Here is a 23615-nt window from a genome sequence, read left to right on the forward strand (position 1 = left end):
GGTGGCATCTGTGTCGGCTGTGCCGCCGTCTTCGCGGCGATGCGGCGACCCGACAAGCCCGCTCCCACATTGGAACTCTGTTGTTGGTGAGAAAGCGTCCGGTGCGATGGGCCTTTGGGTAGCGTTTTTCCAGCCGGGTTCAGCGTTGCAGGACCCCACGGAAGGTTGCACTCAGCGCTCGCAATGTTTCCCTGGAGCGGCCATCCGTGATTCGGCTGTAAAGCACCACTTCGCTCACCGGCAATGCAGGCAAGCTGTATTGCGCGCTGACTTCCACTGCGCCGGAGGGGGCAACGCGGTGGGCGAGGGCGGCGACGCCGAGGCCGGCGCTCACGGCTGCGCCGACGGCCATCACTCCACCGCCGACGAACACTTCAGTCCAATCGATGCGCGCTTCATCCAGCGCACGGGTCGCCAGGTGCCGTACGCCGCAGGGTGCGGCCAGGGTGGCCATGCGCAGGGGGGTTCCCGGCGTGTGTTGCCAACCGAGCGCGGCAAACCAGCCGAAGCGTTCCACCGCCAGCACTTCGCCGTCCTGGCGGTCGCCTTCGTTGCGCACGATCACCGCGTCCAGTTCATGCCGGTCGAAGGCGGCGACCAGTTCGCGGGAGGCGGCAATCCGTACTTCGAGCAATACCAGTGGGTCGTAGGCGGCGAGGCGACTGAGCCATGTCGGCAGGTCGGGGCCGGCCACGTGGTCGCTGATGCCGATTACCAGGCGGCGCGGTGCGTGGGTGCCCAGATCGGCCAGGGCGCGTTCATGGGCGTTAAGCAGGGCTCGGGCGGCCACGATGAATTGCTCGCCCTGGGGCGACAGCCGCACATGCCGCGGGGTACGTTCCAGCAGGCGATAACCCAGGCGTTCTTCCAGGCGCTTGAGCTTGAGGCTGATCGCGGCCTGGGAGGTGTCGAGGGCTTCGGCGGCGCGGGTGAAGCTGGTGAAGTCGGCTACCAGCACGAAGGCCTGCACGGTATCGATATCCAGAGGCTTGAGTGCTTCAGTCATATCCAGTCCTTATCGTACGTATATTGATTGATATATTGCTGAAATCATGCGGCCTGCGCAAGCTGACACCTCGACTTGCACAGGAGCTTTGCCATGTTCGCCAAACAGTATTCGCACCGCTTGCCCGCCGATTTCGACATGGGCCTGATCCGCCAGCGCGCCGCGCAGTTGGGGCCGTTGTGGGATCACGCCGAAGGACTGCTGTTCAAGGCGTTCATCGCCCAGGAACGCGGGCAGGGGCCGGGGGTAGGCAACCTGTATTCGTCGGTGTATCTGTGGTCCGACCCGTTACAGGCCGGCGATTTTCTGTTGGGAGAGCGTTTCCAGAAGGTGCTCGACAGCTTCGGCAAGCCGCACATCGAAAGCTGGCTGCCGCTGGATGTGCAGCGCGGGCCGGCGCTGCAGGCCTTGAGCCTGTACCGCGAAGAGTGGGCGCTGGCGTCGGGGGCGGACCGGGCCGCGATACTGGCTGAAGAGAAAGCGCGCAACCGGCAAATCGCCGATGGCAGCGATACCTTTGCAGTCTTCCTGGCGCTGGATGTACAGGCCTGGCGCCTGGTGCGCGTCACCCTGTCGGCAAAGGCGCTGGAAGCAGGGCATCCCGGGACGGGCTATCAGGTGTTGTACCTGGCCCGTCCCGGGATTTGACGGACTCAGGAGTTGAACAGTGCCCGTGGCTGGCTGACCTTACGCTCGGCCACGGCGCCAAACACCAGGCCCAGGGTGGTCCACAGCACCACCTGGATGCCCAGCGACGCCACGCGGAATTTCCACAGCAGCACGGCCGAGAATTGCTCCGGCACTTCGTTGATCACCGGGAACAGGCTGCCGGCCACCGAGACGATCACGATGTACAACGCCACCCCCAGGATTGCGCCGGCCCACGCGCCACGGCGGGCGATGAGCTTGCGCGCGGCGTTGATCGCGATCACCGCCGCCGCCACCGACACCAGCAGCATCAGGAAGAACAATTTGGTGCGTTGGGCGATGGTATCCGGGTCGCCCACTGAAGGCGGGTTGGCCGGGTACTTGAGTCCCGGCACCAGGATCAGCGTCACGAACGCTGCCAGCGCCAGCAGCGCAGCCAGGCCTCGCGGGCCGACCTTGCCGATACGGCCCAAGGCGTAGGCGAACACCAAGGCGAAAATGCCGCCCAGGGACACGCTGTACACCACCAGGCCGGTGAACAGGCCGAAGGTGCTTTGTACCTCGCGGCTCACCAGCTCTTCTTCCGGCGCATCGCCGTGCATCTGCGCCATCTGGTCTTCAAAGGCGATGGCCTTGTCGATCTGCGGCTCGCCAAAGACCTTGGCGAAGCCAAACGCCAATACGCCGGCGAGCAAGCCCACCAGCATCCCGCGTACGAGTAAATGCCCTGTCATGTCATGTCTCTCTGAGGGATTAATGGCAGGGAAAACCCAGCAGGTGACGACCGTCGTGCACGAACTCATGCACGTACATGCCCTTGAATACGGCAGTGGCGCCTTGCTCGGCGCCGACGAAGTAGATCGCCAGCAGCAACAGCAGGCCGCCGAAGATCGCCCAAGGGAGGATTTCGCCCAGGGGAATGGTCGGCAGGTAGACATCAGGATTCGTTGCAGCGGTGTTGGCCATGGGAATCTCCAGGGATGACGCGTCCCGAATTGGATAGTGATTGGGCTGAAACAGGGTCTGGCTTACGGCTGTGGGGCCGAATACAGTGGCGCGACCGCGCCGGCATTGAACCGGCTTCCTCTTTCATGTTCGTTGTAACATGTTGAAACAACTTTGCCAGTCTACGCTGACTGCGCGCTGAAACAGAGTGAAATTGCGATGCAAGCCACCCGATTGACCCTGATTTGCCACGCCGCCACGCCGTTCCAGAAACAGGGCCGGTTCCCGGATGACGAGTCGGTGGCGATGGCGTGGCAAACCGCGGCGTTGTCCCTGGCCGATCGTTACCGCAAAGCCCCGCGCTTGCTCTGTGGGCCGGAAGCGCGGACCCGCCAGACCGCGAATTTGTTCGGTGCCGAGCCGGTGGTCGACGAGGCCCTGCGGGATGGTGATTTCGGTGAGTGGAAGGGGCGCGCGATCAGTGAACTTGACGGGGAAATGCTGATCGACTGGATGACCGACAGCGCCTGTGCGCCCCATGGCGGCGAGTCGGTGGAGCAGATTTGCACGCGGGTTGCGACATGGATGCAGGCCCTGGAGTCGCAACCCGGGCATGTGATCGCTGTAACCCACCCGTTCGTGGTCCGTGCTGCGCTGCTGTACGTGATGGGCTTTCCGATGTCGATGTTCTACCGGATCGACGTCGAACCGCTGTCGGCAACCGAGCTGCGCTTCAACCAGGTCTGGCGCCTGCGCCTGGAAACTCACGCCTGACCCCGGAACATGGCAAAATCCACGCCCCGCATTGAGAGCAACCCATGAAACGCATCCTGATCATCGGCATCGGCGCCGGCAACCCTGACTACATCACGATGCAGGCCGTGAAGGCGCTCAACCGCACCGATGTGTTTTTCCTGATGGACAAGGGCCAGAGCAAGGACAAGCTGATCGACCTGCGCCGCGAGATCTGCGAAACCTACATCACCGAGCCCGGCTATCGCTTCGTCGAGGCCGACTGCCCCGAGCGCGTGCGCGGTGATATCGACTACACCACTGCCGTGCAGGACCTCAACCGCGACAAACAGCAGACCTTCGAGCGCATGATCAACGAGGAAATGGCTGACGGTGAAGTGGGCGCCTTCCTGGCCTGGGGCGACCCGGCGCTGTACGACAGCACCATCCGTATCCTGCAGGCGATCCTGGCCAGTGGTCGTTGTGTCTTTGAGTTCGAAGTGATCCCCGGCATCACCAGCGTGCAGGCCTTGGCGGCCCGGCATAAGGTGCCGTTGAACCGCATCGGCAAGTCCGTCGAAATCACCACCGGGCGTCGGTTGGCGGCGGGGCAGGCGAGTGATGCCGATACCCTGGTGGTAATGCTCGACGCCGAAGATTCCTACCGCACTGTGGCTGACCAAGGCCTGGATATCTATTGGGGCGCCTACCTGGGCACGCCGGATGAAATCCTTATCAGCGGCAAGGTCAGTGAGGTGGCCGAGGAGATCGAGCGGGTGCGCAAGGCCGCGCGCCTGGAGAATGGCTGGATCATGGACACTTATTTATTGCGTAAACCGTGAGGGATCGCTCCATGCTCAAACTACTCGCCCTGACGCTGGCCCTGGTGGCTGGCGCCGCCCATGCCGACGATACGCTGCACACCGACTTGCCGTTGTCGTACCTGGAGCAGACCCAGGGTGACGCGCGCAACCAGCCGCTGGTGATTTTCCTGCATGGGTTCGGCAGCAATGAGGAAGACCTGTTCGGCCTCAAGGATGCCTTGCCGTCGACCTGGACCTACCTGTCGGCCCGTGCACCGATGCCGGTGGACCCCCACGGCTATCGCTGGTTCACCAAGACCACGGGGGACGCCGAGTACAACGGCGAGACCGTCGACCTGCAACGCAGCGCCAGGCTCATCGAAGACTTCGTGGCCAAGGCCACCGCCAAATATCACACCCAGTCCGACCGGGTGTTCCTGGTGGGCTTCAGCCAGGGCGCGATCATGTCCTACGAAGTGGGGCTGCGTCAGCCGCAATTGATACGTGGCATCGCCGCGCTCAGTGGCAGCGTGCTACCGGTGCTCAAGGCCGAGCTGAAACCGGATGATTCACTGGGCAAACTGGCGATCTTCATCGGCCATGGCACGCTGGATCAGGCACTGCCGTATGCCTCGGCGACCCGCGCCAACGAGGTGTTGACGGGATTGGGGTTGAAGCCTGAGTTCCACGGCTATCCGGGCATGCCGCATACGATTGGCGAGGCGGAAGTGCAGGACCTGAAGGCCTGGCTGGAAAAAAGCCTGCGATAACGGCGATACAGCCGACACAGATGCCACCTGACCCACCGCCTTCGCAGCCTCGCCGGGGCTCGACAGCTCCCACAGGGGTCTTGCAGTGGCTGAAAAAGCGCTGCCAACAGGTCCATCGTGCCGGACACTTTCTCACCAACAATACAGATCCAATGTGGGAGCTGGCTTGCCTGCGAAGACGGCCTCACAGCCGACACAGATGCCACCTGACCCACCGCCTTCGCAGCCTCGCCGGGGCTCGACAGCTCCCACAGAGGTCTTGCAGTGGCTGAAAAAGCGCTGCCAACAGGGCCATCGTGCCGGACGCTTTCTCACCAGCAACAGCGTTCCAATGTGGGAGCTGGCTTGCCTGCGAAGACTGCAGCACAGCCGACACAGATGCCACCTGCCCCACCGCCTTCGCAGCCTCGCCGGGGCTCGACAGCTTGCTCCACATTAGTCTGGGTTGTTCGGGGGCAGGTTATTTCCCGCCGGTGATTTGCTTCACCAACTCCGCATGCCCCTTCACATCATCAGCCCGGGAGATCGCCTGGATCACCAGCAGGCGGTTGCCCGAGCCACCGAGGAAGGTCGAGTTCAGGGTCTTGCCGCCGCCCTGGGTGGCGGTGCTGTCGACCTGGCGCAGGCCGAGGCCCTTGAATGTCAGCTTCTTCTCGGCCTGTTTCTTGAAATCGGGCAGTGCGGCGCTCTGGTCCTTGACGAACCCCGCGACGGCACCGTCGAGGAACTGCGGGTCATTGTCCTGAATGGTGACCCCATCGTTGCGCACGGTTTCGGCGACGATCACCACACTTTTTGTGGTCTGGTTGGCGTACAGCGTGCCTTGGGTGTCGCCGGTGCCATCTTCGGCCTTGCCCGCGGGCAGGGTGTCGGCCACATAGGCCTTGGGCAGGTTGAAGGTGAACTTGCCGCCCAGGGTGGCGATGGTCTGCGTGGTCGGCTTGCTCGCGGCAAACACGCTACCGGCGGTGAGCGCCAGGGCCAGCAAGGCTGCGGTCTTGGTGAAGGTGGCCATGAAGCACTCCAGAGGTGAACGAAATTGCGGCGTATTCTGTCAGAAAAATCGCAATATCGTTCACCAGCCGCCTCACACCTTGTCGGACTCTTCCTCTAGTCGATCCATCTCAAACAGCCGCGCCAGTTCCGTGCGGGCTTCCTGGGCGGTCTGCATCACCTTGGCCGCGTCGTCGTATACCGCATGCTGGGCGGCGAGTACTTGCAGGTCGTGGTTCTTGAAACGGGTGATGCGCGCATCGGCCTGGACCTCGGTCAAACCCAGTCCGACCAGGGTACGGCGGCTCATCTCCAGGCTGGAGTAGAAGGTCTCGCGAACCGGTGAAGCGTCCAGGTCCACCAGCCGGTGCACGTGCTGGCGGTTGCGCGCGCGGGCGATGATCTTCATGTGTGGGTAGAGGTTGCGCACCAGCGCGGCGGTCTTGATGTTGATCTCCGGGTCGTCCATGGCAATCACGAAGAACTCCGCTCGATCGACCTTGGCCGCATGCAGGATCTCTGGGCGCTGCGGGTCACCGTAGAACACCGGCATGCCGCCGAAGCTGCGAGTCAGTTCGATGGTTTCCACCGAGGTGTCCAGCGCAATGAACGAGATGTTCTGCGCCCGCAGGATCCGCGCGACGATCTGGCCCATACGGCCCATGCCGGCGATGACCACGCGCGGCGCGTCGCTTTCGATGGTGCGGTATTCCTCCGGCACGTCCACCGGCTTGGCCTTGGGCTTGAACAGCTTCGGGCATACCAGCAACAGCAACGGTGTGACCGCCATGGACAGGGTGATGGTCAGCACCAGCACATCATGGAGCCCGGCCTCGAAGAGGCCCTGGTCGCGACCGATCTTGAACACCACGAAGGCAAATTCGCCGCCCGCCGCCAACACCACACCCAGGCGCAGTGCGCTCTCGCGGTTGAGGTCGCCCGCCAGTCGGCCAACGGCATACAGCAGCGGCAGTTTGAGGCCGATCAGCAACAGGGTCAGGCCAATCACCACCAACGGCGAGCTGAGCAGCAGGCTCAGGTTGGCGCCCATGCCCACACTGATAAAGAACAGGCCCAGCAGCAGGCCCTTGAACGGTTCGATCTGGGATTCCAGCTCGTGGCGGTATTCCGAGTCCGCCAGCAGCAGGCCGGCGAGAAACGCGCCGAGGGCCATGGACACGCCCACCAGCTCCATCAGCCAGGCCGTGCCGATCACCACCAGCAGCGCGGTGGCGGTGGACACTTCACGCAGCCCGGTCTTGGCGACGATGCGAAACACCGGCCGCAACAGGTAGCGTCCGCCGATGATCACCACGGCGATGCTGCCGAGGATCTGCAACACATGCTGCACGCCCTGGGCTTCGGTGGCCGGGTGGTCGCTACCGGCCAGCAGCGGTACGAGGGCGATCAGCGGGATCGCCGCAATGTCCTGGAACAGCAGAATCGCGAACGCCAGGCGACCGTGGGGCTGGTTCAGCTCCTTGCGCTCGGCCAGGCTTTGCAGGCCGAAGGCGGTGGACGACAACGCCAGGCCCAGACCGAGCACGATGGCACTGTTCCACGCCTGGTCAAACAGCCAAAGCGCCACTACGCCCATCACCAGCCCGGTGAGCAGCACCTGGGCCAGCCCCACGCCAAACACGGCTCTGCGCATTACCCATAAACGCTTGGGCGACAGCTCCAGGCCAATGATGAACAGCAACAACACCACTCCCAGTTCGGAAAACTGCGCGACGCTCTGCGGATTGCCCACCAGGCCGAGTACCGACGGGCCAATGATCACGCCGGCGAACAGATAGCCCAGCACCGCGCCCAGTTGCAGGCGCTTGGCCAGGGGCACGGTCAACACGGCGGCGAACAGAAACACCACGGCTGCTTGTAACAGGTTGCCTTCATGGGGCATTGCGAACTCCAGGGTCTTCAAAGCGAATCAACAGGGCGTATTAGAGCGCTTTTTACATTTTGAAAATTGTATTTTTGCTGCGCGGGGCGCGGGATGTTGACTGTCAGCCCGCTCTGGCGACGCACTTACAAAAGTATTAATACCATTTAATTCAATGACTTTTCCGCGGGTCTACTAACGTTTTGGCACACGGGATCGGTTGTGGTCATTCCGTGTTCGATACGGGTGGATGCGAAGAGCAGGATGACGGCGGCCAACTGCCGCGTACTGACAACGACCACTCGCTGACCCACGATTTCTCCCTCGGGCTCTGATCAGGCCCGAGTCCCTTGAACCGCCCGAAAGGGCGGTTTTTTTACGCTTCTTTGGAGCGCGTCGAAGTTTCAATGTGTAAACGATGTCTCCGGTTTCGGAGAGGTATCGCTTTGAAACGCTGAATAACGGCTTGTTATTTTCTGTCCCCATTGTGCAGGTTGATGGACAATGAGCCCGGTTTCCCTCTGCTATAGGTCGCCCTTGTGAATCAACTTCTCGCCATGCGCGCCTTTGTCCGTGTTGTCGACACGGGCTCATTCAGTCGGGCGTCCGATCAGTTGGCGTTGCCACGTTCTACCGTCAGCAAGCTGATCACCGATCTGGAAAAGCACCTGGGCATCAAACTGATGCACCGCACCACCCGAGCCCTGGCGCCGACCTCCGAGGGGCTGGAGTATTACCAGCATGCCCGGCGGCTGGTAGCCGAACTGGACGAAGTCGACAGTGCCGCGCGCGGCCAGGTTCTCAAGCCGCGCGGGCACTTGCGTGTGGATGCGCCGGCTTCGTTTGCCAATTGCCTGCTGATTCCGGCCCTGGTGGACTTTCATCGGGAATACCCCGATATCACCGTGGCCCTGGGCATCAGCGACCGTGCGGTGAATATCGTGGGGGAGGGTGTGGACTGTGTGATTCGCGCCGGCAAGCTCGATGACATGGCCATGATCGGCCGCAAGGTGGCAGACCTGGAATACCTCACTTGCGCCGCGCCCGCCTACCTGGAACGCAACGGTATCCCGACTTCACCGGAAGACCTGGCGCGCAATCACCTCAAGGCCGGTTACTTTTTTACCGGCTCAGGCAAGCCGGAGCCGCTGATTTTCGAGCAGGGTGGGCGGCGCATCGAAGTGAACGACTGTGCCTATTCCACCAACGAAGGCAACGGTCTCAAGGAAATGCTGCTCGCCGGGCTGGGCGTCGGGCAGCATTTCAAGGCGATCGTGCAGTATTACGTGGACACCGGCCAACTGGTGCAGGTGTTGCCGCAGTGGTCACGCCCGGCCACGCCGCTGCACTTGCTTTACCCACCCAATCGCCATCAGAGCGCGCGGCTCAAGGTGTTCACCGAGTGGGTGATGCGCACGTTCGGGATCAGGGAATGATCGCGGTCACGCGGACTTCCACGCGCATGGTCGGCAAGCCGAGGGCTTCGACGCCAACCTGCGTCCAGATGGGCGCATGGTCGGGCATGTAGCGGCGGTATTGCTTGACCATCGCCTCGTTGACCTCGGGAGGAAAGCCGCCCACGTGGTAGGAGTTGACGTGAATCACGTGCTCCCAACCCGCGCCGGCTGCCGTCAGGGTGCGGTCCAGGTTGTGAAACGCCTGGGCGATTTCTTCCGCCAGGTCGGCGGGAATCTGGAGCGCGTCGTCCCATCCCCCTTGGCCGGAGGTTTCCACCCGGTTACCGACTTTGACTGCCTGTGAGTAATGCAGGTGTTCACGCAGGTAATCGCCGTAGCCCGGGGTGACGAAAAACTCGACATTGCTCATGGTATTTCCTCGGTTCAGTTCAAGACATGGCGGATGCTAGAGGATGAAATGAGCGAACAAAATCCCGGTTTTTTGGCATGACTGTTCACCGTTGTGCATAATCCGCCGCGCTTGTGGCGGTCAGGATTCACCTCGCTGTGGATCCCGCTTTGCTACTATCGCTGTCCCTTTGTCACCAGGAGTCATCGCCCCATGCAACACCCGTGGGATGAAATGCACCGCACCCGCAAGCCCACGTTTCTGTTATGTGGAGAACCCAAGGGAGAGGTGCTCAATCTCTACGTGCACGGTTACTCGGCGTTCTTCAACCCGCAACAACTGGGCAATTTCACCCAGCAGTTGGCGGGCATCGAAGGTTCGACCAACCTGATGCTGTTCTGGCCTGCGGGACATTTCCTGGAAAACCTGTTTGCGCCGTTCAAGGATGTGATCACCTCGATGCTGGGCGGTGGCCTCGGGGCCGCGACGGTCGGGGTAGGCAAGGCGATTGCGTATTTTCTCGACCACTACAAGAGCGTCGAAGCCCGGGTCGATGAAGTGGCCGGCAGCCTGCTGCCGGAGCTTGTCCGCTATCTGCACGCCGAATCACTCGCGGTAGAGCGGATCAACTTGATCGGGCATTCGCTGGGCGCACGGATTCTGGTCAAGAGCCTGCTGGCCAGCCCCGAGATCGCTCGCGAATTGCCGCTCAATCACCTGTTGCTGATGGGGGGCGCAATCTGTACTTCCAGCCCCTGGGACGCAGTGTCGGCACCCCTCAAGGGGCGGGTGATCAACTGCCACTCCAGTCGTGACTGGGCCCTGGCCTTGAAACCGGACACCGAGCGTTGCATCGGGCGCTACGCCATTCCACTGACGCCGGCGCTCAAGGCCAAGGTGACCAATGTGCACCTGGCCACTTTCGATCACGCCTCGTATTGGCCGCAGTTACAGACGGTGGTGCAGTACACCGATCTGCTACAGGAGCGGCGTGGCATGATCCGCGCGGATCAGCGCAGCAGCGAAGTGCGCTTTGCCGAGGAGGACGTGGAATTGTTCCCGGCGCTGGTGCAGGCGCGACCCGATGAGTTGAAGTTTCTGGCCGAGTTGATGGCGCAAAAGCGCAGCGCTTCGATCGATGCGTCGGTACGCGAGCCGCTCAAGTTGGCGATCGAGTTGCAGCGCATGGGCGGAGATACGTTCATGAACATTGCCCGAGGCCATGGTGTGAGTTATCGGCAGATTGCCGAGGACGTGGTGCAGCGCTTGGGGATCCGCTTCGACGAACCGCTCGAAACGGTGGCGCTGGCGACCCTGGAAGCCCAGGTCGCCGAAACACTCATCGAGCAGTACAAGGACAAACTCAGCAGCACCGACCGTCAGGTGTTCGACGCCGAGCTCACGGCGGCTGCGCAAAAGGAACAAGGCCTGTTCAGCCGTTTCACTGTCGGCCGCTCGGCCACCACGGCATTGAGTGGCACGGCCCTGGCTGGGCTCACCGGGTTCATGCTGCGGCGTGGAGCGGCCACGGCGGTCCCGGTGGTGGGCCAGGCGCTGGCGGCGGCGATGCTGTTGGTGAGCGGCGTGCGCGCTTTTTCCGGGCCGGCCTATTCGATCACCACCCTGGCGGTGCTGGTGGTCGGTTTGATTCGTCAACGCATGGAACGTGAAGCCCTCAACCAGGAAATGGATTTGGTGGTACAGGTGGTGGAGGCGTTTGATCTGCCCCGGGAAACAGTGGTGCGCACGGTTGGGTCCGACTGATAAGCTGCGCCCCTGTCTAAGTGTGTTTGCCTGGGATACCGCGTGAAATTCAGCCTGCCGAAAATCGCTACCGCCCCGTTCTGCCCGCCGGAAGTGGCCGGCTCCGTCGCCGTTGATCCCAAGGCCTCATTCTTCAAACGCATCCTCATGTTCGCCGGCCCCGGTTTGTTGATTTCGATTGGTTACATGGACCCGGGCAACTGGGCCACCGCCATCGAGGCCGGGTCGCGCTACGGTTACAGCCTGTTGTTCGTGGTGCTGCTGGCCAGTCTCGCCGGGATGGCGGTGCAGTGCCTGTGCTCGCGACTGGGGATCGCCACCGGCAAAGACCTGGCGCAACTGTGCCGTGAACGCTACAGCAAACGTTCGGCGCGCACTCAGTGGGTGCTGGCGGAAATCTCGATTGTGGCGACCGACCTTGCCGAAGTGCTCGGCTGCGCCCTGGCGTTTCATCTGATGCTGGGTGTATCGCTGACCACCGGCATTGTCATTACCGCGTTCGACACATTGCTGATCCTGGCCCTGCAAAACCGTGGTTTCCGACGTCTGGAAGCGATCATGCTGGCGCTGGTGGCAACCATCGGCGTGTGTTTCTTCATCGAGCTGGTGCTGATCAAACCCTACTGGCCGGAAGTGTTGAGCGGCTTCACCCCCTCATTGTCGGCCCTCAGCGACGCGGCTCCGCTGTACCTGGCCATTGGCATCCTCGGCGCCACGGTGATGCCCCATAACCTTTACCTGCACACCTCCATCGTGCAGACGCGCCTGATCGGCAAGGACCTCGCGAGCAAACAGGATGCGGTCAAGCTGGCACGTATCGACACCATCGGCTCCCTGGCCCTGGCGTTGTTGGTCAATGCCGCGATCCTGGTGCTGGCCGCGGCGGCCTTCCACAAGACCGGCCACAGTGATGTGGTGGAAATCCAGGACGCCTACCACTTGCTTGACCCCCTGGTCGGTGGCGTCTTTGCCAGTATCCTGTTCGGCATCGCCTTGCTGGCCTCGGGGCAAAGCTCGACGTTTACCGGCACCATCGCCGGGCAGGTGATCATGGAGGGCTACCTCAACCTGCGTATCCCGTGCTGGCAACGCCGTTTGATCACCCGTGGGCTGGCGCTGATCCCGGCGTTCCTTGGGGTGTGGCTGATGGGCGACGATGCCATCGGCAAGCTGCTGATCCTCAGCCAGGTAGTCCTCAGCCTGCAATTGCCCTTTGCGCTGTACCCCTTGATCCGCATGACTGGCGACAAACAGTTGATGGGACCATTCGTCAATCGAATGCCCACCCGCATACTGGCGTGGTTTCTGTTTACGGTGATCAGCGGGGCGAATGCATGGTTGATCGGCCAGTGGCTGTTTTGATGTGAACGTTCGTGACGGTGATGACCTAGACCAGGATGGCCAGGGAGGTGTACTGGGCGATCTGTGGGTCTGCGGTCAATAACCTCATGGGCTCGCTCATGGCGGTGGCAACGAGGAGCCGGTCAAAAGGGTCCTTGTGGTAATGCTCAAGGTCGCTCACCGACAGGGCATGTTCCAATGTGATGGGCAGTTCGACAAAACCACTGTCCAGGCTGTATTCACGAATTTCATCCAGATCGATATCCAGCTTGCCCAGGCCGACCTTGATCGCCATCTCCCAGAACGTTGCCGCGCTCACGTAGATTTCTGCTGCATTCTCAATGAGTTTTCGAGCTTTGCTGGATAACTTCGGGTCATCATTCAACGCCCAAAGCAGGATGTGGGTATCCAGCAACACCCTCATGAATGGCTGCCTTCGAAGGCATCCAGCACGTCATCCGGCAGGGGTGCGTCGAAGTCTGCGGGAATGACGAGCTTTCCTTTCATGGCACCTATTCGACGGCCTTTGGATTTTCCCACAGGCACCAACTGCGCCATTGCACGTCCATGCTTTGCAATCGTGATGACCTTGCCGGCGGCGGCTTCATCGACCAGCTTCGACAAGTTGTTTTTTGCCTCACCCAAAGGGATGGTAACCATGTCAGTTTCTCCCGATTTTGGCCAAATATAGCCAAAACTGGGTGAGCTATCCAAAACGGGGCGACCGCTGGTTAATGCTGCGCGCTCGGCGCGCGACTGTTTCCGGTACATGAACTCCATGGAGACTCTCCAAACCGATTTCGCCAAAGTCTGCCGCAGCCTGCCAAGTGCAAAAAATAGTGGCCCGTAAATTCAGAGCGGGACTACTTCGGCGTCTAGGAAAGTTCCTCATCCACTCAGCGTTTTGCCACCTGCAACGCTCAGCGATCCCAATACGGCACCGTGCCAAAACATTCCACAAAGTAATCGATCACCGTGCGCACCTTCAGCGACAACCGCCGGCTGCCCGGCCATAGCGCCGCGATCTGCTGAGGTTCCAGGGTCGTTGCGACGTCATAGTCCGTCAGCACCGCTTGCAGCGTGCCTGCGCGTAAAGCTTCGCCGATCAGCCAGGAGGGAAATACCACCAACCCCAGGCCTTGCTCGGCGGCGTGGGTCAGGGTGTCGGCATGGTTGCCGGTAATCGGGCCCTTGACGCTGTAGGGCGTCCAGTCGCCGCCGTTACGGCGAAAGAACCAGCGCTGCTGACCGGTGATGCCTTTGTAGGCCAGGCATTGATGCCTGAGCAGTTCGTCCGGGTGCTCGGGCGTGCCATGGCGGGCCAGATAGGCCGGGCTTGCAGCGATGCGAAAGCGTTGGGGGGCGAAGATCCGCGCCTGCATGCTGGAGTCGTTGAGCACGCCGATGCGAAACAACAGGTCGGTGCCATCTTGCAGCGGGTCGACGTAGGTATCGGTTTGCTGGATATCCAGTTGCAGCTTGGGATAGCGCTGGCAGAGCGCTCCCAGCCACGGTGACAGGTGACGCTGGCCAAACACCATGGGGGCGTTGATGCGTACCAGCCCACTGGGTTCGCTGTCCTGTTCCTGCAAGGCCTGGCCGGCGCTTTCCAGTTGTTCCAGCATCAGGCGCGCGTGGCGCCCGAGCAGGCGCCCGGCTTCAGTGGGGCTGACCGCGCGGGTGTGGCGGTACAGCAATTGCTGGCCGATGGCCTGTTCCATCAACTGGATCTGCCGGGAGATGGAGGAGGGCGCCAGATTTTCGCGGCGGGCGACTTCGGAAAAGCTGCCGTGGTCCAGCACCGCGACGAACAGGCGCAGTGCCTTGAAACTCAATTCATTCAAGCCCTGCATGGTGGCTCCAGGCTGTGCGTATTGTGCAAAAGTGTTGTACGCATGCTCCCATTTATCGCACAGAAGGGCCACCGGATAATGCGCGCCATGTTCCTTTCCTGAAGCGCAGGTGATGTATGCAGGCACGTTCCATAGAGGGTGTGGCCCAGGCCATGCCGGAAAAAAACCGGTTGCGATGGCTGTTGCTGCCGTTGGTGATCCTGGCCGGCATGGGCCTGTCGGTGGAGGCGGGCCTGCTCGGGCCGCTGGGTGTGCAGGTGGGGCATTTATGGGCCACGTTGAGCATCTTCGGCGTGGGCTCGGCGATTCTGTTTCTGTTGTTGCTGTTCAGCGGCCCGCAAAAGGGCCCGGCGCTGACCGAGCTGCCACGCTGGCAGTTGATCGGCGGGTTCCTGGGGCCGATGTACGTGGTGGTATTGACCCTGGCCACGCCGCATATCGGCATTGCCATGACCATGATTGCGATCCTGTCGGGCCAGGTCGGCAAAAGTGTGCTGATCGACCATTTCGGCTGGTTCGGCGCTGCACGCAAGCGGGTCAATGGTGAGCGCTGGATGGCCCTGGTGCTGATTGTGGTTGCACTGGTTTTGATTGCTCGAGGTTAAGGCGATGAATCTGATTCTGTTATTGGTAGTGGTGATTGCCGCCGGCGCGGTGTTGAGTGTGCAGGCGGCGATCAACGGGCGTCTGGGCCAGACCGTGGGCGTGCTGCGCAGCAGCCTGCTGACGTTTTCAGTGGGGGCGATCAGCACCGGTCTATTGATTCTGTTCTTTGAGCCGGCCCATGCCGTGAGCCTGCTGGACGTGCCGAAATGGCAACTCACCGGGGCGCTGTTCGGTGTGGTGTACATGATGGTGATGGTTGGCGCGGTGCCGGTGGTGGGCACGGCGGTGGCGACGGTGGCGGTGATCGTCGGGCAACTGGGCATGGGCATGCTGATCGACAACTTCGGCTGGCTGGGCAACCCGGCCATCGAGCTGTCGGGCAACCGTATCGTCGCGATGCTGTGCCTGGCGCTGGCACTGGTGTTCATGTACCGCAGCAATGCCCGACAGGTCGATTAACCGACTTCCAACTCCAGCCGCAGGCTGTGATCGGACAGCCGCTGGCTGTCCTTGACCACGCCGCTGGTGCGCCGGCCCTCCAGGGCAAATACCACGGTTTGCGCCGCGTGCAGGTCATTGGGCAGGGGTTGAAACACCTTCAGCACCATCCAGCCCGGTTGCTGCTGCACGCTGACCTGGCATTCGACATGCCTGGCCAACGGCCCGAAGAGTGTGTCCTGGGTGTAATCGATCCGCGCCTTGCCGTTGATGGGGATGGGGCAATCCATGGGGGGCTCCTTGATCCAGCCTGGGCACGCGCATCCTGGCGGCCCGATATGGGGTTGAGTGTAGGCAAGTGATCCTGGGGGTCTGCGAAAATTCACTCGGATTGTCGAACGGTGGTGATTACCATGGCGCCTCACCCTTGATTGATGTGTGCTCCATGGCCCTGGCCGCGCCCCCCGACCTCAGTGATCACGCCGTTCCCGTGCAACCGTTGGCACGCACCTACCCCCGTGGATTGTTCGTGGAGCCCCACAGTCATGATTGGGGCCAGTTGCTCTATGCCATGAGCGGGGTGATGTGGGTCGAGACGCCACGCGAAGCGCTGGTGGTGCCGCCCCAGCGTGCGGTGTGGCTGCCGCCGGGAGTCGAACACGGGATCCGCGTGGTCTCGGACCTGCAGATGCGCAATATTTATCTGCGCCCGGCACTGGCGGCGACGCTGGACAGCCAGGTGCAAGTGATCGAAGTGGGTGGGCTGTTGCGCGAACTGATCGTCACCCTGGTGGACGAGGGCGATCAGGGCGATGCGGCCTACTACGACGCCGTGGTCGGCCTGGCCCTGCTGGAACTGCAACGGGCCCGCCGCTCGCAGATCCGCATCGCCATGCCGGTAGAGGCCGACCGCCGCCTGGTCAGCGCTTGTCAGGCGGTGATGGCCGCGCCGTCCCTGGAGATTCCGTTCGAACACCATGCCGAAACGGCGGGTGCCAGCGTGCGCACCCTGGCGCGGTTGTTCCAGAACAACCTGGGCATGGGGTTCGCCGAATGGCGGCGCCAGGTACAACTGGCCACGGCGGTGGCGGAGTTGATCCAGGGCCAGTCGGTCAGCGCTATTGCGCGCTCCCTGGGCTATTCGCCGAGCAGTTTCAGCGACATGTTTCGTCGCGAACTGGGGATTGCTCCTTCGCAGTACCGCGGTTGAAGGCTTGGCCGAAATCCTGAAGCACTTGGCCGATGCTTCAGGAACAGGACCTCTACACTGCGCCCATCAACCTAGCAGGCGCAGCCCCCATGAGTTACCTGATTTCCCTTGCCATCGGCCTGTTTGTCGGCGTGATCTACGGCGCCCTGGACTTCCGTTCGCCCGCTCCACCCGCTATCGCGCTGGTGGGCCTGATGGGCATGCTGCTGGGTGAAAAGCTCTGGCCCATGGGCCGGCAACTGATCAGCGCCTGGTGGTCCTGATGCCTCTCTTTCTCTTCGATGGATACCTGTCATGAAAGCACTGCAATTTTCCGCCACCGGCGACCTGTCCGCCCTTCGTTTCGTCGACGTTGCCACACCGGTACCCGCCGAGGGTGAAGTGCTGGTGCAGGTCAAGGCGGCGGGCCTCAACCCCAGCGATGTGAAAAACGTGCTTGGCCGTTTCCCCTACACCACGCTGCCGCGCATTGCCGGGCGTGATTTTGCCGGTGTGGTGGTGCAAGGACCGCAGACGTTGGTGGGCCAGGAGGTCTGGGGCACGGGGCGCGACCTGGGTTTCTTCGCCGACGGCTCCCACGCGCAGTACCTCAGCGTATCGGCCAAGGGCGTGGCACATAAACCTGCCCACCTGAGTTTTGCCCAGGCCGCCAGCCTTGGCGTGCCGTACACCACCGCCTGGGACGCACTGGAGCGCAGCGGTGTCGGCCAAGGCACGCGGCTGTTGGTGATCGGAGCCAACGGTGCGGTGGGCAGCGCGACCCTGGCCCTGGCAAAAATTCGCGGTGCCCAGGTGCTGGCCGCCGTGCGTCGACCTGAACAGGTGGAGGTGCTGCAGGCCCAAGGCGTCGAAGCCATCGCCCTGGGCAAGCCCGAGGGGCTGGGCGCGCAGGTGAATGCGGTGTTCAAGGGCGGTGCCGACGTGATCTTCGATACCACGGGTTTCTGGTTGCCGGCGGCGGTGGCGGCGCTGGCGCCGTTCGGGCGGATCGCGATTATCGCCGCGCCGGTTGACGGCCTTGTGCAGTTGCCCGCCCTGGCGTTGTACCGCAAGGGCGGTTCGGTGGTGGGCATCAATTCACTGCTCTACAACTGTGAACAGTGCGCAGTGATGCTGGAGCAGTTTGGACGCTTCTTCGATGAGGGTTCGCTGCCACTGCCCACCGGCCTGCGCGAAGTGGCGCTGGCCGATGGCGTGCAGTGCTATGAGGAAGTGAACAGCGGTAGCGCAGACAAAATCATCTTCCTGCCCTGATACCCCGCTATCCGATCGTTCCCACGCAGCGCGTCACGGCGCTAAAGCACACGCGGAGCGTGGGAACGATCATGCTTCACGCCTCAGGAACACCTTTTTCCCAGGCCGACCAGTTCTTCAGGATCGCCTGCACCAGCGGGTTGCCCGTGCGGTACAGGTTTTCCAGCGCCGGTACGAACCCGCCCTGGTCCGCGTATTTCAGCAGGTTATCCACCTCGCTGTAGCCCGGGTAAGGACGGTCGAAGTCCGAACCTGCGCGCACCACGGCCAGGCGCTGCATGTCCACCAAACCTTCACGGCTGGCACGCAGCAGCGCTTCATAGGTGGAGTTGTCTTCCTGTTGAGTGGTGCAGTATTCGCCTTTGTTGTCGGTCAGCAGCCGGGTCCAGACTTCGGCGCGTTCGCTCAGGCGTGTGCCGGAGAACCAGGTGTTGCCTGCCACGGTGTCGCACCGGGTGACTTGCGGCGGCTGGTTGGCTGGCGCGGCAGGGTAGTGTTTGCGCCAGGCGCTGGACTCCTTGCTTTCAGTCAGTTCCACTTTTTGCGACAGGGCGAAGGCCTTGGCCTGCAATTTGGGGTTCAGCTCAAACACTTCGGTTTTGTAGTCCAGCGGTGGTTTTTCGTTGGGCCCTTTGGTGTTGATGCCGATGTAGCCGGTCGGCCAATCCTTGGGCGCATCCCGCGAGTCCAGCTCCCACTGGGTGCCGAACTCCACCAGGTAATGCGCCCACGCGGTGGTACCGATGGTGCCGTGCTTGGGGCTGATGCCGGCGATCCCGGCGATCAGGAAGTAGCTCTGGCGCAAGTCGAATCTGGGCGACAGGGCCAGCGCCAGGGTGGAGGCGGCGGCGTTGGTCTGGCCCATGCCGGTCACCAGCAGGCACACATCCTGGGTGTTGCAGCGGATCACCGGGTATTCGGCGGACAGCCCCGGCACGCGCACTTCCTGCTTGAGTTCCAGGCGATCGATCCAGGTTTGCGCCTCGGGGGCGAACATGGTGATCAGCATCACCTTGGGTTTGATCGGCGCAGGCGTATCGGCCAGCACCATGTGGGGCAGCACGGCCAGGCCGACAGCGATAGAGAGACGGGTCAACGTTTTCATCGAGTGCTCCTTGATCAGAATTGGTAGCCCACGCCGGCGTAGTAACCCCAGCCGTCGGAGCGGGCGCGGAAGTTGCCTTCGCCGAAATTCAGCTCGCTGCCGTCTTCCCAGTTGCCGCCGTTGTGGAAGTAGCGGCCGACCAGAGTGAAGCGCAGATGGGTGAAGGAATACAACAGCACATTGGTGGCCACTACCGCGTTGGCGGTGCGCGCGGGGTTGTCTTTGTGCAGGTTCGAGCCGAAATCGTAGTTGGTGAAACCGATGTAGGTCAGTGAGGCGCCGTTGTCGAAGCGGGTGATCGGCACGATGTATTTCATCTGTGCGCGGTAACCGTCCCAGGAATATTCATTGCTGGCGCCATAGTTTTCCCACTGGTAGCGCCCGTAGAAGTTGGCAGACAGGTTGACCCGCGAGTGGGTGTCGATGTCGGTGCCCAGGCCGCTGTACAGCGTATTGGCACGGTTGGCCTTGTTGCTGCCGTGGTCGTAGATCCAGTCGAACGCCACGTACCATTCCTTGAAGGGGCCGATGGCCAGGCTGCGCCCCGCCAGGTAATCGATGGAAATCCGTGGTTCGTGCTCCATGAATACCGGCGAGCCATGGTCCCACACGCCTTTGTCATTGCTGTTGCCGATGGTGAGAATCTTCGGCACGTCGATATAACCGTACAACTCGAAGGGCCCCTTGCGACCGAAGTATTCGTACTCCAGGTAGACGTCATCCTGGGGTTTGGGCCCGAAGCTGATGTCTTTGCTGCCGATGAGCGTGAGGTCCTGGTTGAACCAGTCGGAAAAGTAGGCGCCTTGTTTCGGCGGGCTGGCTTCCGGGCTCAGGGTTTCGCCCTGTGCTGACTCATCGACGGCAGGTTGTTGCGCCAAAATGGGTGTACTGAGTACTCCCGTAACGGCGGCCAGTAGCAAGGAAACACCAAAGGAGGCAGGACGCCTGGCGGTGGAGTGCATTGAAAATCCCTATTCGTACGCGGTTTGAACCCGATTCTTCGGGTGGTGGCGAACCTGGCGGTCAAGTTCATTCCGCAAACGTTTGCACGGGTTGTACCAACTTCGCTCAATGGCTTGAATAAAAGGGGAAAAACCGGAATTAATCGACCTTTTGATCAGAATTGACTGGGTGTCATTTTTTCAATGCGATTGAACAGGTGCATTGCGGTTTCGCGACGATAGTCGCTCGGCGTCTGGTTCATCTCGATGCGAAAGTGCCGGTTGAAGTTGGACAGGTTGGCGTAGCCCACTTCAAAACAGATATCGGCCACTGACATATCGCTTTGCAGCAGTAACCGACAGGCACGTTGCACGCGGAACTTGCGCATCAGGTCGATAAAACCGTGGCCGGTGTTGCGCTTGAAGAAGCGCGAGAAACCCGGCTCGCTCATCTCCAGTTGCTGTGCGATCACCGACAGGCGCACATCGCCGGTCAGTTCGCGCATCAGGTAATCGAAGGCCTTGTTGATGCGCTCGGCGCTGCGCGCGTCCAGTGTAGGGGCGTAGCACGGGCTGGCGAGGGCCTGAACATGATGGCCGGGGGCGTTTTTCAGCGTATCGAGCAGTTGCAGGAACAGGATCAGTCGCTGCAAGCCCTGGGCTTTGCCGATGGCCTCCATCAGGCTCGCCGCCTGCACGGCGGTGTCGCCGCTGAACTCCAGGCCGCGCCGCGCGCGTTCGAACAGCTGTTGCAGGTCGCCCAGCTCCGGCAAGGTCTTGCGCAGGGCGAGCAGGGCGGCGCCGTCGAATTGCAGCACCACGTCGCGGCCCGTCAGGTACTCGCCGGGGGCCAGTTCGCCGATCCAGTCGTGGGGCAGGTCGGGACCGATCAGCGCCACATGCCCGGCACTGAACGCACCGATATAGTCGCCCGCCACCAGTTTGCCGCTGCCCTGGCGGATCAGGTGAATCTCGAACTCGGGATGGTGGTTCCAGCGCGCCAGGTCGTAGGGGTAATCGTGTTCGAACCAACGAAAACAGTGGTCCGGCTCGGGCAGGATCACTTCCAGTTCGGCGGGGCGATGTTCGAACAGGGTGGTACGGCTGACGGGCATGGCGATGCCTCTTGTGGGTCTGTATCGCGTCAAAATACGCGCGTGGACGCGGTGTGCGCTACCCCCGGTTTCGCTCGGGACCGATACTTTTTTGATCCTGGCGAACCGGTTAAAAAAGTACCAGTCGTGCATTCGCCATTCGTTTGTGAGGGGGCGGCAGAGCTGCTGTAATCGGCGCTCGACAACAAAAACAACAGGTGGAAACCGCCATGCTCCAGACCTGCAAAGCCAAGCTCCCGCACGCGTTGTTCCTGCTCAGCGCACTGGCCCTGGCCATGCCCAGTCACGCCGCCGACACCGTCACCATCGCCACCGTCAACAACAGCGACATGATCCGCATGCAACGCCTGTCCAAGGTGTTCGAAGAGCAGCACCCGGACATCAAGCTCAACTGGGTGGTGCTCGAAGAAAACGTGCTGCGCCAGCGCCTCACCACCGACATCGCCACCCAGGGCGGGCAGTTCGACGTGCTCACCATCGGCACCTACGAAACCCCGCTGTGGGGCGCCAAACATTGGCTGGAACCCCTGACCCAACTGCCGGCCGCCTACGACGCCGATGATATTTTCCCGGCCGTGCGCCAGGGCCTGTCGGTCAACAATACCCTGTACGCGCTGCCGTTCTATGGCGAGAGCACCGTTACTTACTACCGCACCGACCTGTTCCAGCAGGCCGGGCTGAGCATGCCCGCGCACCCGACCTGGAGCCAGCTCGGCGAGTTCGCGGCCAAACTCACGGCCAAGGACAAAGACCAGTACGGCATGTGCCTGCGCGGCAAGGCCGGCTGGGGTGAAAACATCGCATTGCTGAGCACCATGGCCAACGCCTTTGGTGCACGTTGGTTCGACGAGCAGTGGAAGCCGCAATTGACCAGCCCCGAGTGGACCGCTGCGGCGAACTTCTACGTCAACACCCTCAAGCAATCCGGCCCTCCCGGCGTCTCCAGCAACGGCTTCAACGAAACCCTGGCGCTGTTCAACAGCGGCAAATGCGCGATCTGGGTCGACGCCAGCGTCGCCGGCTCGTTCACCACCGACAAAAGCCAAAGCAAGGTCGCCGACAGCGTAGGGTTTGCCGCGGCGCCCACCGAAGTTACCGACAAGGGGTCCTCATGGTTGTACGCCTGGTCACTGGCGATCCCGGCAACCTCCAAGCACAAGGACGCCGCCAAGGCCTTTGTCACCTGGGCCACCTCCAAGGACTACATCCAACTGGTCGCAGACAAGGACGGCATCACCAACGTACCGCCGGGCACGCGCCAGTCGACCTACAGCGAGGCGTACCTGAAAGCGGCACCGTTCGCCCAGGTGACCCTGGAAATGATGAAGCACGCCGACCCAGCGCATCCTTCCGCCCAACCGGTGCCCTATGTGGGTATCCAGTACGTGACCATTCCTGAATTCCAGGCCATCGGCACGTCGGTCGGCAAGCTGTTCTCGGCGGCACTCACCGGTGGCATGTCGGTCGATCAGGCCCTGCTCGAAGCCCAATCCACCACCGAGCGCGAAATGAAACGCGCCGGGTATCCGAAATAGAGACGGGAAGCCCCCATGAAACGACTTGAAGGTAAAAGTGCGCTGATCACCGGATCGGCGCGCGGCATCGGTCGCGCCTTTGCCCAGGCCTATATCGCCGAAGGCGCCACCGTGGCCATCGCCGATATCAACCTGCAACGGGCCCAGGCCACGGCCGCCGAGCTGGGCCCGCAGGCCTACGCGGTGGCGATGGACGTCACCGACCAGGCCTCCATCGACAGCGCGATTGCCGCCGTGGTGGCCCAGGTCGGCAAGCTGGATATCCTGATCAACAACGCCGCGCTGTTCGACCTGGCGCCCATCGTCGATATCAGCCGCGACAGCTACGAGCGCCTGTTTTCGATCAACGTCGCCGGCACGCTGTTCACTTTGCAGGCCGCCGCCCGCCAGATGATCAGCCAGGGCCATGGCGGCAAGATCATCAACATGGCCAGCCAGGCCGGGCGCCGTGGCGAGCCGCTGGTGGCGGTGTACTGCGCGACCAAGGCGGCGGTGATCAGCCTCACGCAATCGGCGGGGCTCAACCTGATCAAGCAAGGCATCAACGTCAACGCCATCGCCCCTGGCGTGGTAGACGGCGAACATTGGGACGGCGTGGATGCACTGTTCGCCCGGCACGAAGGCCTGGCGCCGGGCGAGAAGAAGAAACGGGTCGGGGCCGAGGTGCCGTTCGGGCGAATGGGCACGGCGGAGGATCTGACCGGGATGGCGGTTTTTCTGGCTTCCAAAGATGCCGACTACGTCGTGGCCCAGACCTACAACGTCGATGGCGGCAACTGGATGAACTAGAGCCGTACACCAATCAAAATTGTGGAACCAATCAATGTGGGAGCGGGCTTGCTCGCGAATGCGGTGCGTCAGTCATGAA

The 23615-nt window shown here is 62.0% G+C and carries 27 protein-coding genes; 14 read left to right on the top strand and 13 right to left on the bottom strand.

Features of this window, described 5'->3' with window-relative positions; all coding sequences use genetic code 11:
- Positions 1-139: 139 nt before the first annotated feature.
- Positions 140-1006 carry a LysR family transcriptional regulator gene (locus ACW9IB_RS26130; protein ID WP_457416021.1) on the bottom strand — a complete coding sequence of 289 codons (867 nt, stop codon included), beginning with the start codon at positions 1004-1006 and terminating at the stop codon, positions 140-142.
- 93 nt (positions 1007-1099) lie between these two features.
- On the opposite strand from ACW9IB_RS26130, the gene ACW9IB_RS26135 reads away from it, so the two are divergent.
- Positions 1100-1654: a DUF4865 family protein gene (locus tag ACW9IB_RS26135; RefSeq protein ID WP_457416023.1), complete on the top strand. Its 555-nt coding sequence runs from the start codon at positions 1100-1102 to the stop codon at positions 1652-1654.
- Positions 1655-1659: 5 nt separating this feature from the next.
- Here the strand turns inward: ACW9IB_RS26135 and ACW9IB_RS26140 are convergent, their stop codons facing one another.
- The gene (locus ACW9IB_RS26140; protein WP_457416025.1) at positions 1660-2388 is read right to left on the bottom strand and encodes a CbtA family protein; all 729 of its coding nucleotides are present in this window, start codon (positions 2386-2388) and stop codon (positions 1660-1662) included.
- Positions 2389-2407: 19 nt separating this feature from the next.
- A complete protein-coding gene (locus tag ACW9IB_RS26145; RefSeq protein WP_457369058.1) occupies positions 2408-2620 on the bottom strand; it encodes a CbtB domain-containing protein in 213 nt (70 codons plus the stop codon).
- A 198-nt stretch (positions 2621-2818) separates the two neighbouring features.
- Here ACW9IB_RS26145 and ACW9IB_RS26150 point away from each other — a divergent pair, with 198 nt between their 5' ends.
- Genes ACW9IB_RS26150 through ACW9IB_RS26160 form a run of 3 tightly spaced genes read left to right on the top strand, consistent with a single transcriptional unit; the run spans position 2819 to position 4904 of the window.
- The gene (locus tag ACW9IB_RS26150; protein ID WP_457416027.1) at positions 2819-3373 is read left to right on the top strand and encodes a histidine phosphatase family protein; all 555 of its coding nucleotides are present in this window, start codon (positions 2819-2821) and stop codon (positions 3371-3373) included.
- A gap of 44 nt (positions 3374-3417) precedes the next feature.
- A complete protein-coding gene (gene cobF, locus ACW9IB_RS26155; protein WP_457369060.1) occupies positions 3418-4173 on the top strand; it encodes a precorrin-6A synthase (deacetylating) in 756 nt (251 codons plus the stop codon).
- An 11-nt stretch (positions 4174-4184) separates the two neighbouring features.
- Positions 4185-4904: an alpha/beta hydrolase gene (locus tag ACW9IB_RS26160; RefSeq protein ID WP_457416029.1), complete on the top strand. Its 720-nt coding sequence runs from the start codon at positions 4185-4187 to the stop codon at positions 4902-4904.
- Positions 4905-5364: 460 nt separating this feature from the next.
- Here the strand turns inward: ACW9IB_RS26160 and ACW9IB_RS26165 are convergent, their stop codons facing one another.
- The gene (locus ACW9IB_RS26165) at positions 5365-5919 is read right to left on the bottom strand and encodes a hypothetical protein (protein ID WP_457416031.1); all 555 of its coding nucleotides are present in this window, start codon (positions 5917-5919) and stop codon (positions 5365-5367) included.
- Positions 5920-5991: 72 nt separating this feature from the next.
- Complete coding sequence (locus tag ACW9IB_RS26170; protein WP_457416033.1) at positions 5992-7800, bottom strand: monovalent cation:proton antiporter-2 (CPA2) family protein; 1809 nt, start codon at positions 7798-7800, stop codon at positions 5992-5994.
- A 518-nt stretch (positions 7801-8318) separates the two neighbouring features.
- On the opposite strand from ACW9IB_RS26170, the gene ACW9IB_RS26175 reads away from it, so the two are divergent.
- Complete coding sequence (locus ACW9IB_RS26175) at positions 8319-9215, top strand: LysR family transcriptional regulator (RefSeq protein ID WP_457368304.1); 897 nt, start codon at positions 8319-8321, stop codon at positions 9213-9215.
- On the opposite strand, the gene ACW9IB_RS26180 is transcribed toward ACW9IB_RS26175, so the two are convergent.
- A complete protein-coding gene (locus ACW9IB_RS26180; protein WP_457416035.1) occupies positions 9205-9606 on the bottom strand; it encodes a RidA family protein in 402 nt (133 codons plus the stop codon). The genes ACW9IB_RS26175 and ACW9IB_RS26180 overlap by 11 nt on opposite strands.
- A gap of 192 nt (positions 9607-9798) precedes the next feature.
- Between ACW9IB_RS26180 and ACW9IB_RS26185 the strand changes: the two genes are divergently transcribed.
- Both ACW9IB_RS26185 and ACW9IB_RS26190 read left to right on the top strand, forming a co-directional pair.
- Complete coding sequence (locus ACW9IB_RS26185) at positions 9799-11349, top strand: DUF726 domain-containing protein (RefSeq protein ID WP_457368302.1); 1551 nt, start codon at positions 9799-9801, stop codon at positions 11347-11349.
- 42 nt (positions 11350-11391) lie between these two features.
- Positions 11392-12711, top strand: coding sequence for an Nramp family divalent metal transporter (locus ACW9IB_RS26190; protein WP_457368301.1), 1320 nt, complete (start codon positions 11392-11394; stop codon positions 12709-12711).
- Positions 12712-12736: 25 nt separating this feature from the next.
- On the opposite strand, the gene ACW9IB_RS26195 is transcribed toward ACW9IB_RS26190, so the two are convergent.
- The 3 genes from ACW9IB_RS26195 to ACW9IB_RS26205 form a co-directional block, all read right to left on the bottom strand.
- The gene (locus tag ACW9IB_RS26195; protein ID WP_457368300.1) at positions 12737-13114 is read right to left on the bottom strand and encodes a type II toxin-antitoxin system VapC family toxin; all 378 of its coding nucleotides are present in this window, start codon (positions 13112-13114) and stop codon (positions 12737-12739) included.
- Positions 13111-13470: a type II toxin-antitoxin system Phd/YefM family antitoxin gene (locus ACW9IB_RS26200; protein WP_457368299.1), complete on the bottom strand. Its 360-nt coding sequence runs from the start codon at positions 13468-13470 to the stop codon at positions 13111-13113. The genes ACW9IB_RS26195 and ACW9IB_RS26200 overlap by 4 nt, the downstream gene beginning before the upstream one ends.
- A 140-nt stretch (positions 13471-13610) precedes the next feature.
- The gene (locus ACW9IB_RS26205; RefSeq protein ID WP_457368298.1) at positions 13611-14543 is read right to left on the bottom strand and encodes a LysR family transcriptional regulator; all 933 of its coding nucleotides are present in this window, start codon (positions 14541-14543) and stop codon (positions 13611-13613) included.
- 116 nt (positions 14544-14659) lie between these two features.
- On the opposite strand from ACW9IB_RS26205, the gene ACW9IB_RS26210 reads away from it, so the two are divergent.
- A complete protein-coding gene (locus tag ACW9IB_RS26210) occupies positions 14660-15148 on the top strand; it encodes a DMT family transporter (RefSeq protein ID WP_457368297.1) in 489 nt (162 codons plus the stop codon).
- 4 nt (positions 15149-15152) lie between these two features.
- The gene (locus ACW9IB_RS26215; protein ID WP_457368296.1) at positions 15153-15608 is read left to right on the top strand and encodes a DMT family transporter; all 456 of its coding nucleotides are present in this window, start codon (positions 15153-15155) and stop codon (positions 15606-15608) included.
- Here the strand turns inward: ACW9IB_RS26215 and ACW9IB_RS26220 are convergent.
- Positions 15605-15877, bottom strand: coding sequence for a hypothetical protein (locus ACW9IB_RS26220; protein ID WP_457416037.1), 273 nt, complete (start codon positions 15875-15877; stop codon positions 15605-15607). The genes ACW9IB_RS26215 and ACW9IB_RS26220 overlap by 4 nt on opposite strands.
- A 155-nt stretch (positions 15878-16032) precedes the next feature.
- Here ACW9IB_RS26220 and ACW9IB_RS26225 point away from each other — a divergent pair, with 155 nt between their 5' ends.
- The 3 genes from ACW9IB_RS26225 to ACW9IB_RS26235 all read left to right on the top strand — a co-directional run bounded on the left by ACW9IB_RS26225 (position 16033) and on the right by ACW9IB_RS26235 (position 18051).
- Positions 16033-16797: an AraC family transcriptional regulator gene (locus ACW9IB_RS26225; RefSeq protein ID WP_457416049.1), complete on the top strand. Its 765-nt coding sequence runs from the start codon at positions 16033-16035 to the stop codon at positions 16795-16797.
- Positions 16798-16886: 89 nt separating this feature from the next.
- Complete coding sequence (locus ACW9IB_RS26230; protein WP_457416039.1) at positions 16887-17060, top strand: DUF1427 family protein; 174 nt, start codon at positions 16887-16889, stop codon at positions 17058-17060.
- Positions 17061-17091: 31 nt separating this feature from the next.
- Entirely contained in the window at positions 17092-18051 is a 960-nt protein-coding gene (locus ACW9IB_RS26235) for a quinone oxidoreductase family protein (protein WP_457416041.1), read from the top strand.
- 76 nt (positions 18052-18127) lie between these two features.
- Here the strand turns inward: ACW9IB_RS26235 and ACW9IB_RS26240 are convergent, their stop codons facing one another.
- The 3 genes from ACW9IB_RS26240 to ACW9IB_RS26250 form a co-directional block, all read right to left on the bottom strand.
- Positions 18128-19156 (bottom strand): purine-nucleoside phosphorylase, encoded by a 1029-nt coding sequence (locus ACW9IB_RS26240; RefSeq protein ID WP_457368292.1) that lies wholly within the window; start codon positions 19154-19156, stop codon positions 18128-18130.
- A gap of 14 nt (positions 19157-19170) precedes the next feature.
- Positions 19171-20118, bottom strand: coding sequence for a nucleoside-specific channel-forming protein Tsx (locus ACW9IB_RS26245; protein WP_457416043.1), 948 nt, complete (start codon positions 20116-20118; stop codon positions 19171-19173).
- Positions 20119-20273: 155 nt separating this feature from the next.
- Positions 20274-21212: an AraC family transcriptional regulator gene (locus ACW9IB_RS26250; protein ID WP_457416045.1), complete on the bottom strand. Its 939-nt coding sequence runs from the start codon at positions 21210-21212 to the stop codon at positions 20274-20276.
- Between the two features lie 209 nt (positions 21213-21421).
- Here ACW9IB_RS26250 and ACW9IB_RS26255 point away from each other — a divergent pair, with 209 nt between their 5' ends.
- Together ACW9IB_RS26255 and ACW9IB_RS26260 are read left to right on the top strand one after the other, a co-directional pair.
- Entirely contained in the window at positions 21422-22747 is a 1326-nt protein-coding gene (locus ACW9IB_RS26255) for an ABC transporter substrate-binding protein (protein WP_457368289.1), read from the top strand.
- Positions 22748-22762: 15 nt separating this feature from the next.
- Positions 22763-23536 carry an L-iditol 2-dehydrogenase gene (locus ACW9IB_RS26260; protein ID WP_457416047.1) on the top strand — a complete coding sequence of 258 codons (774 nt, stop codon included), beginning with the start codon at positions 22763-22765 and terminating at the stop codon, positions 23534-23536.
- Positions 23537-23615 lie beyond the last annotated feature (79 nt).

The organism is Pseudomonas sp. SDO524_S393 (assembly GCF_054071875.1).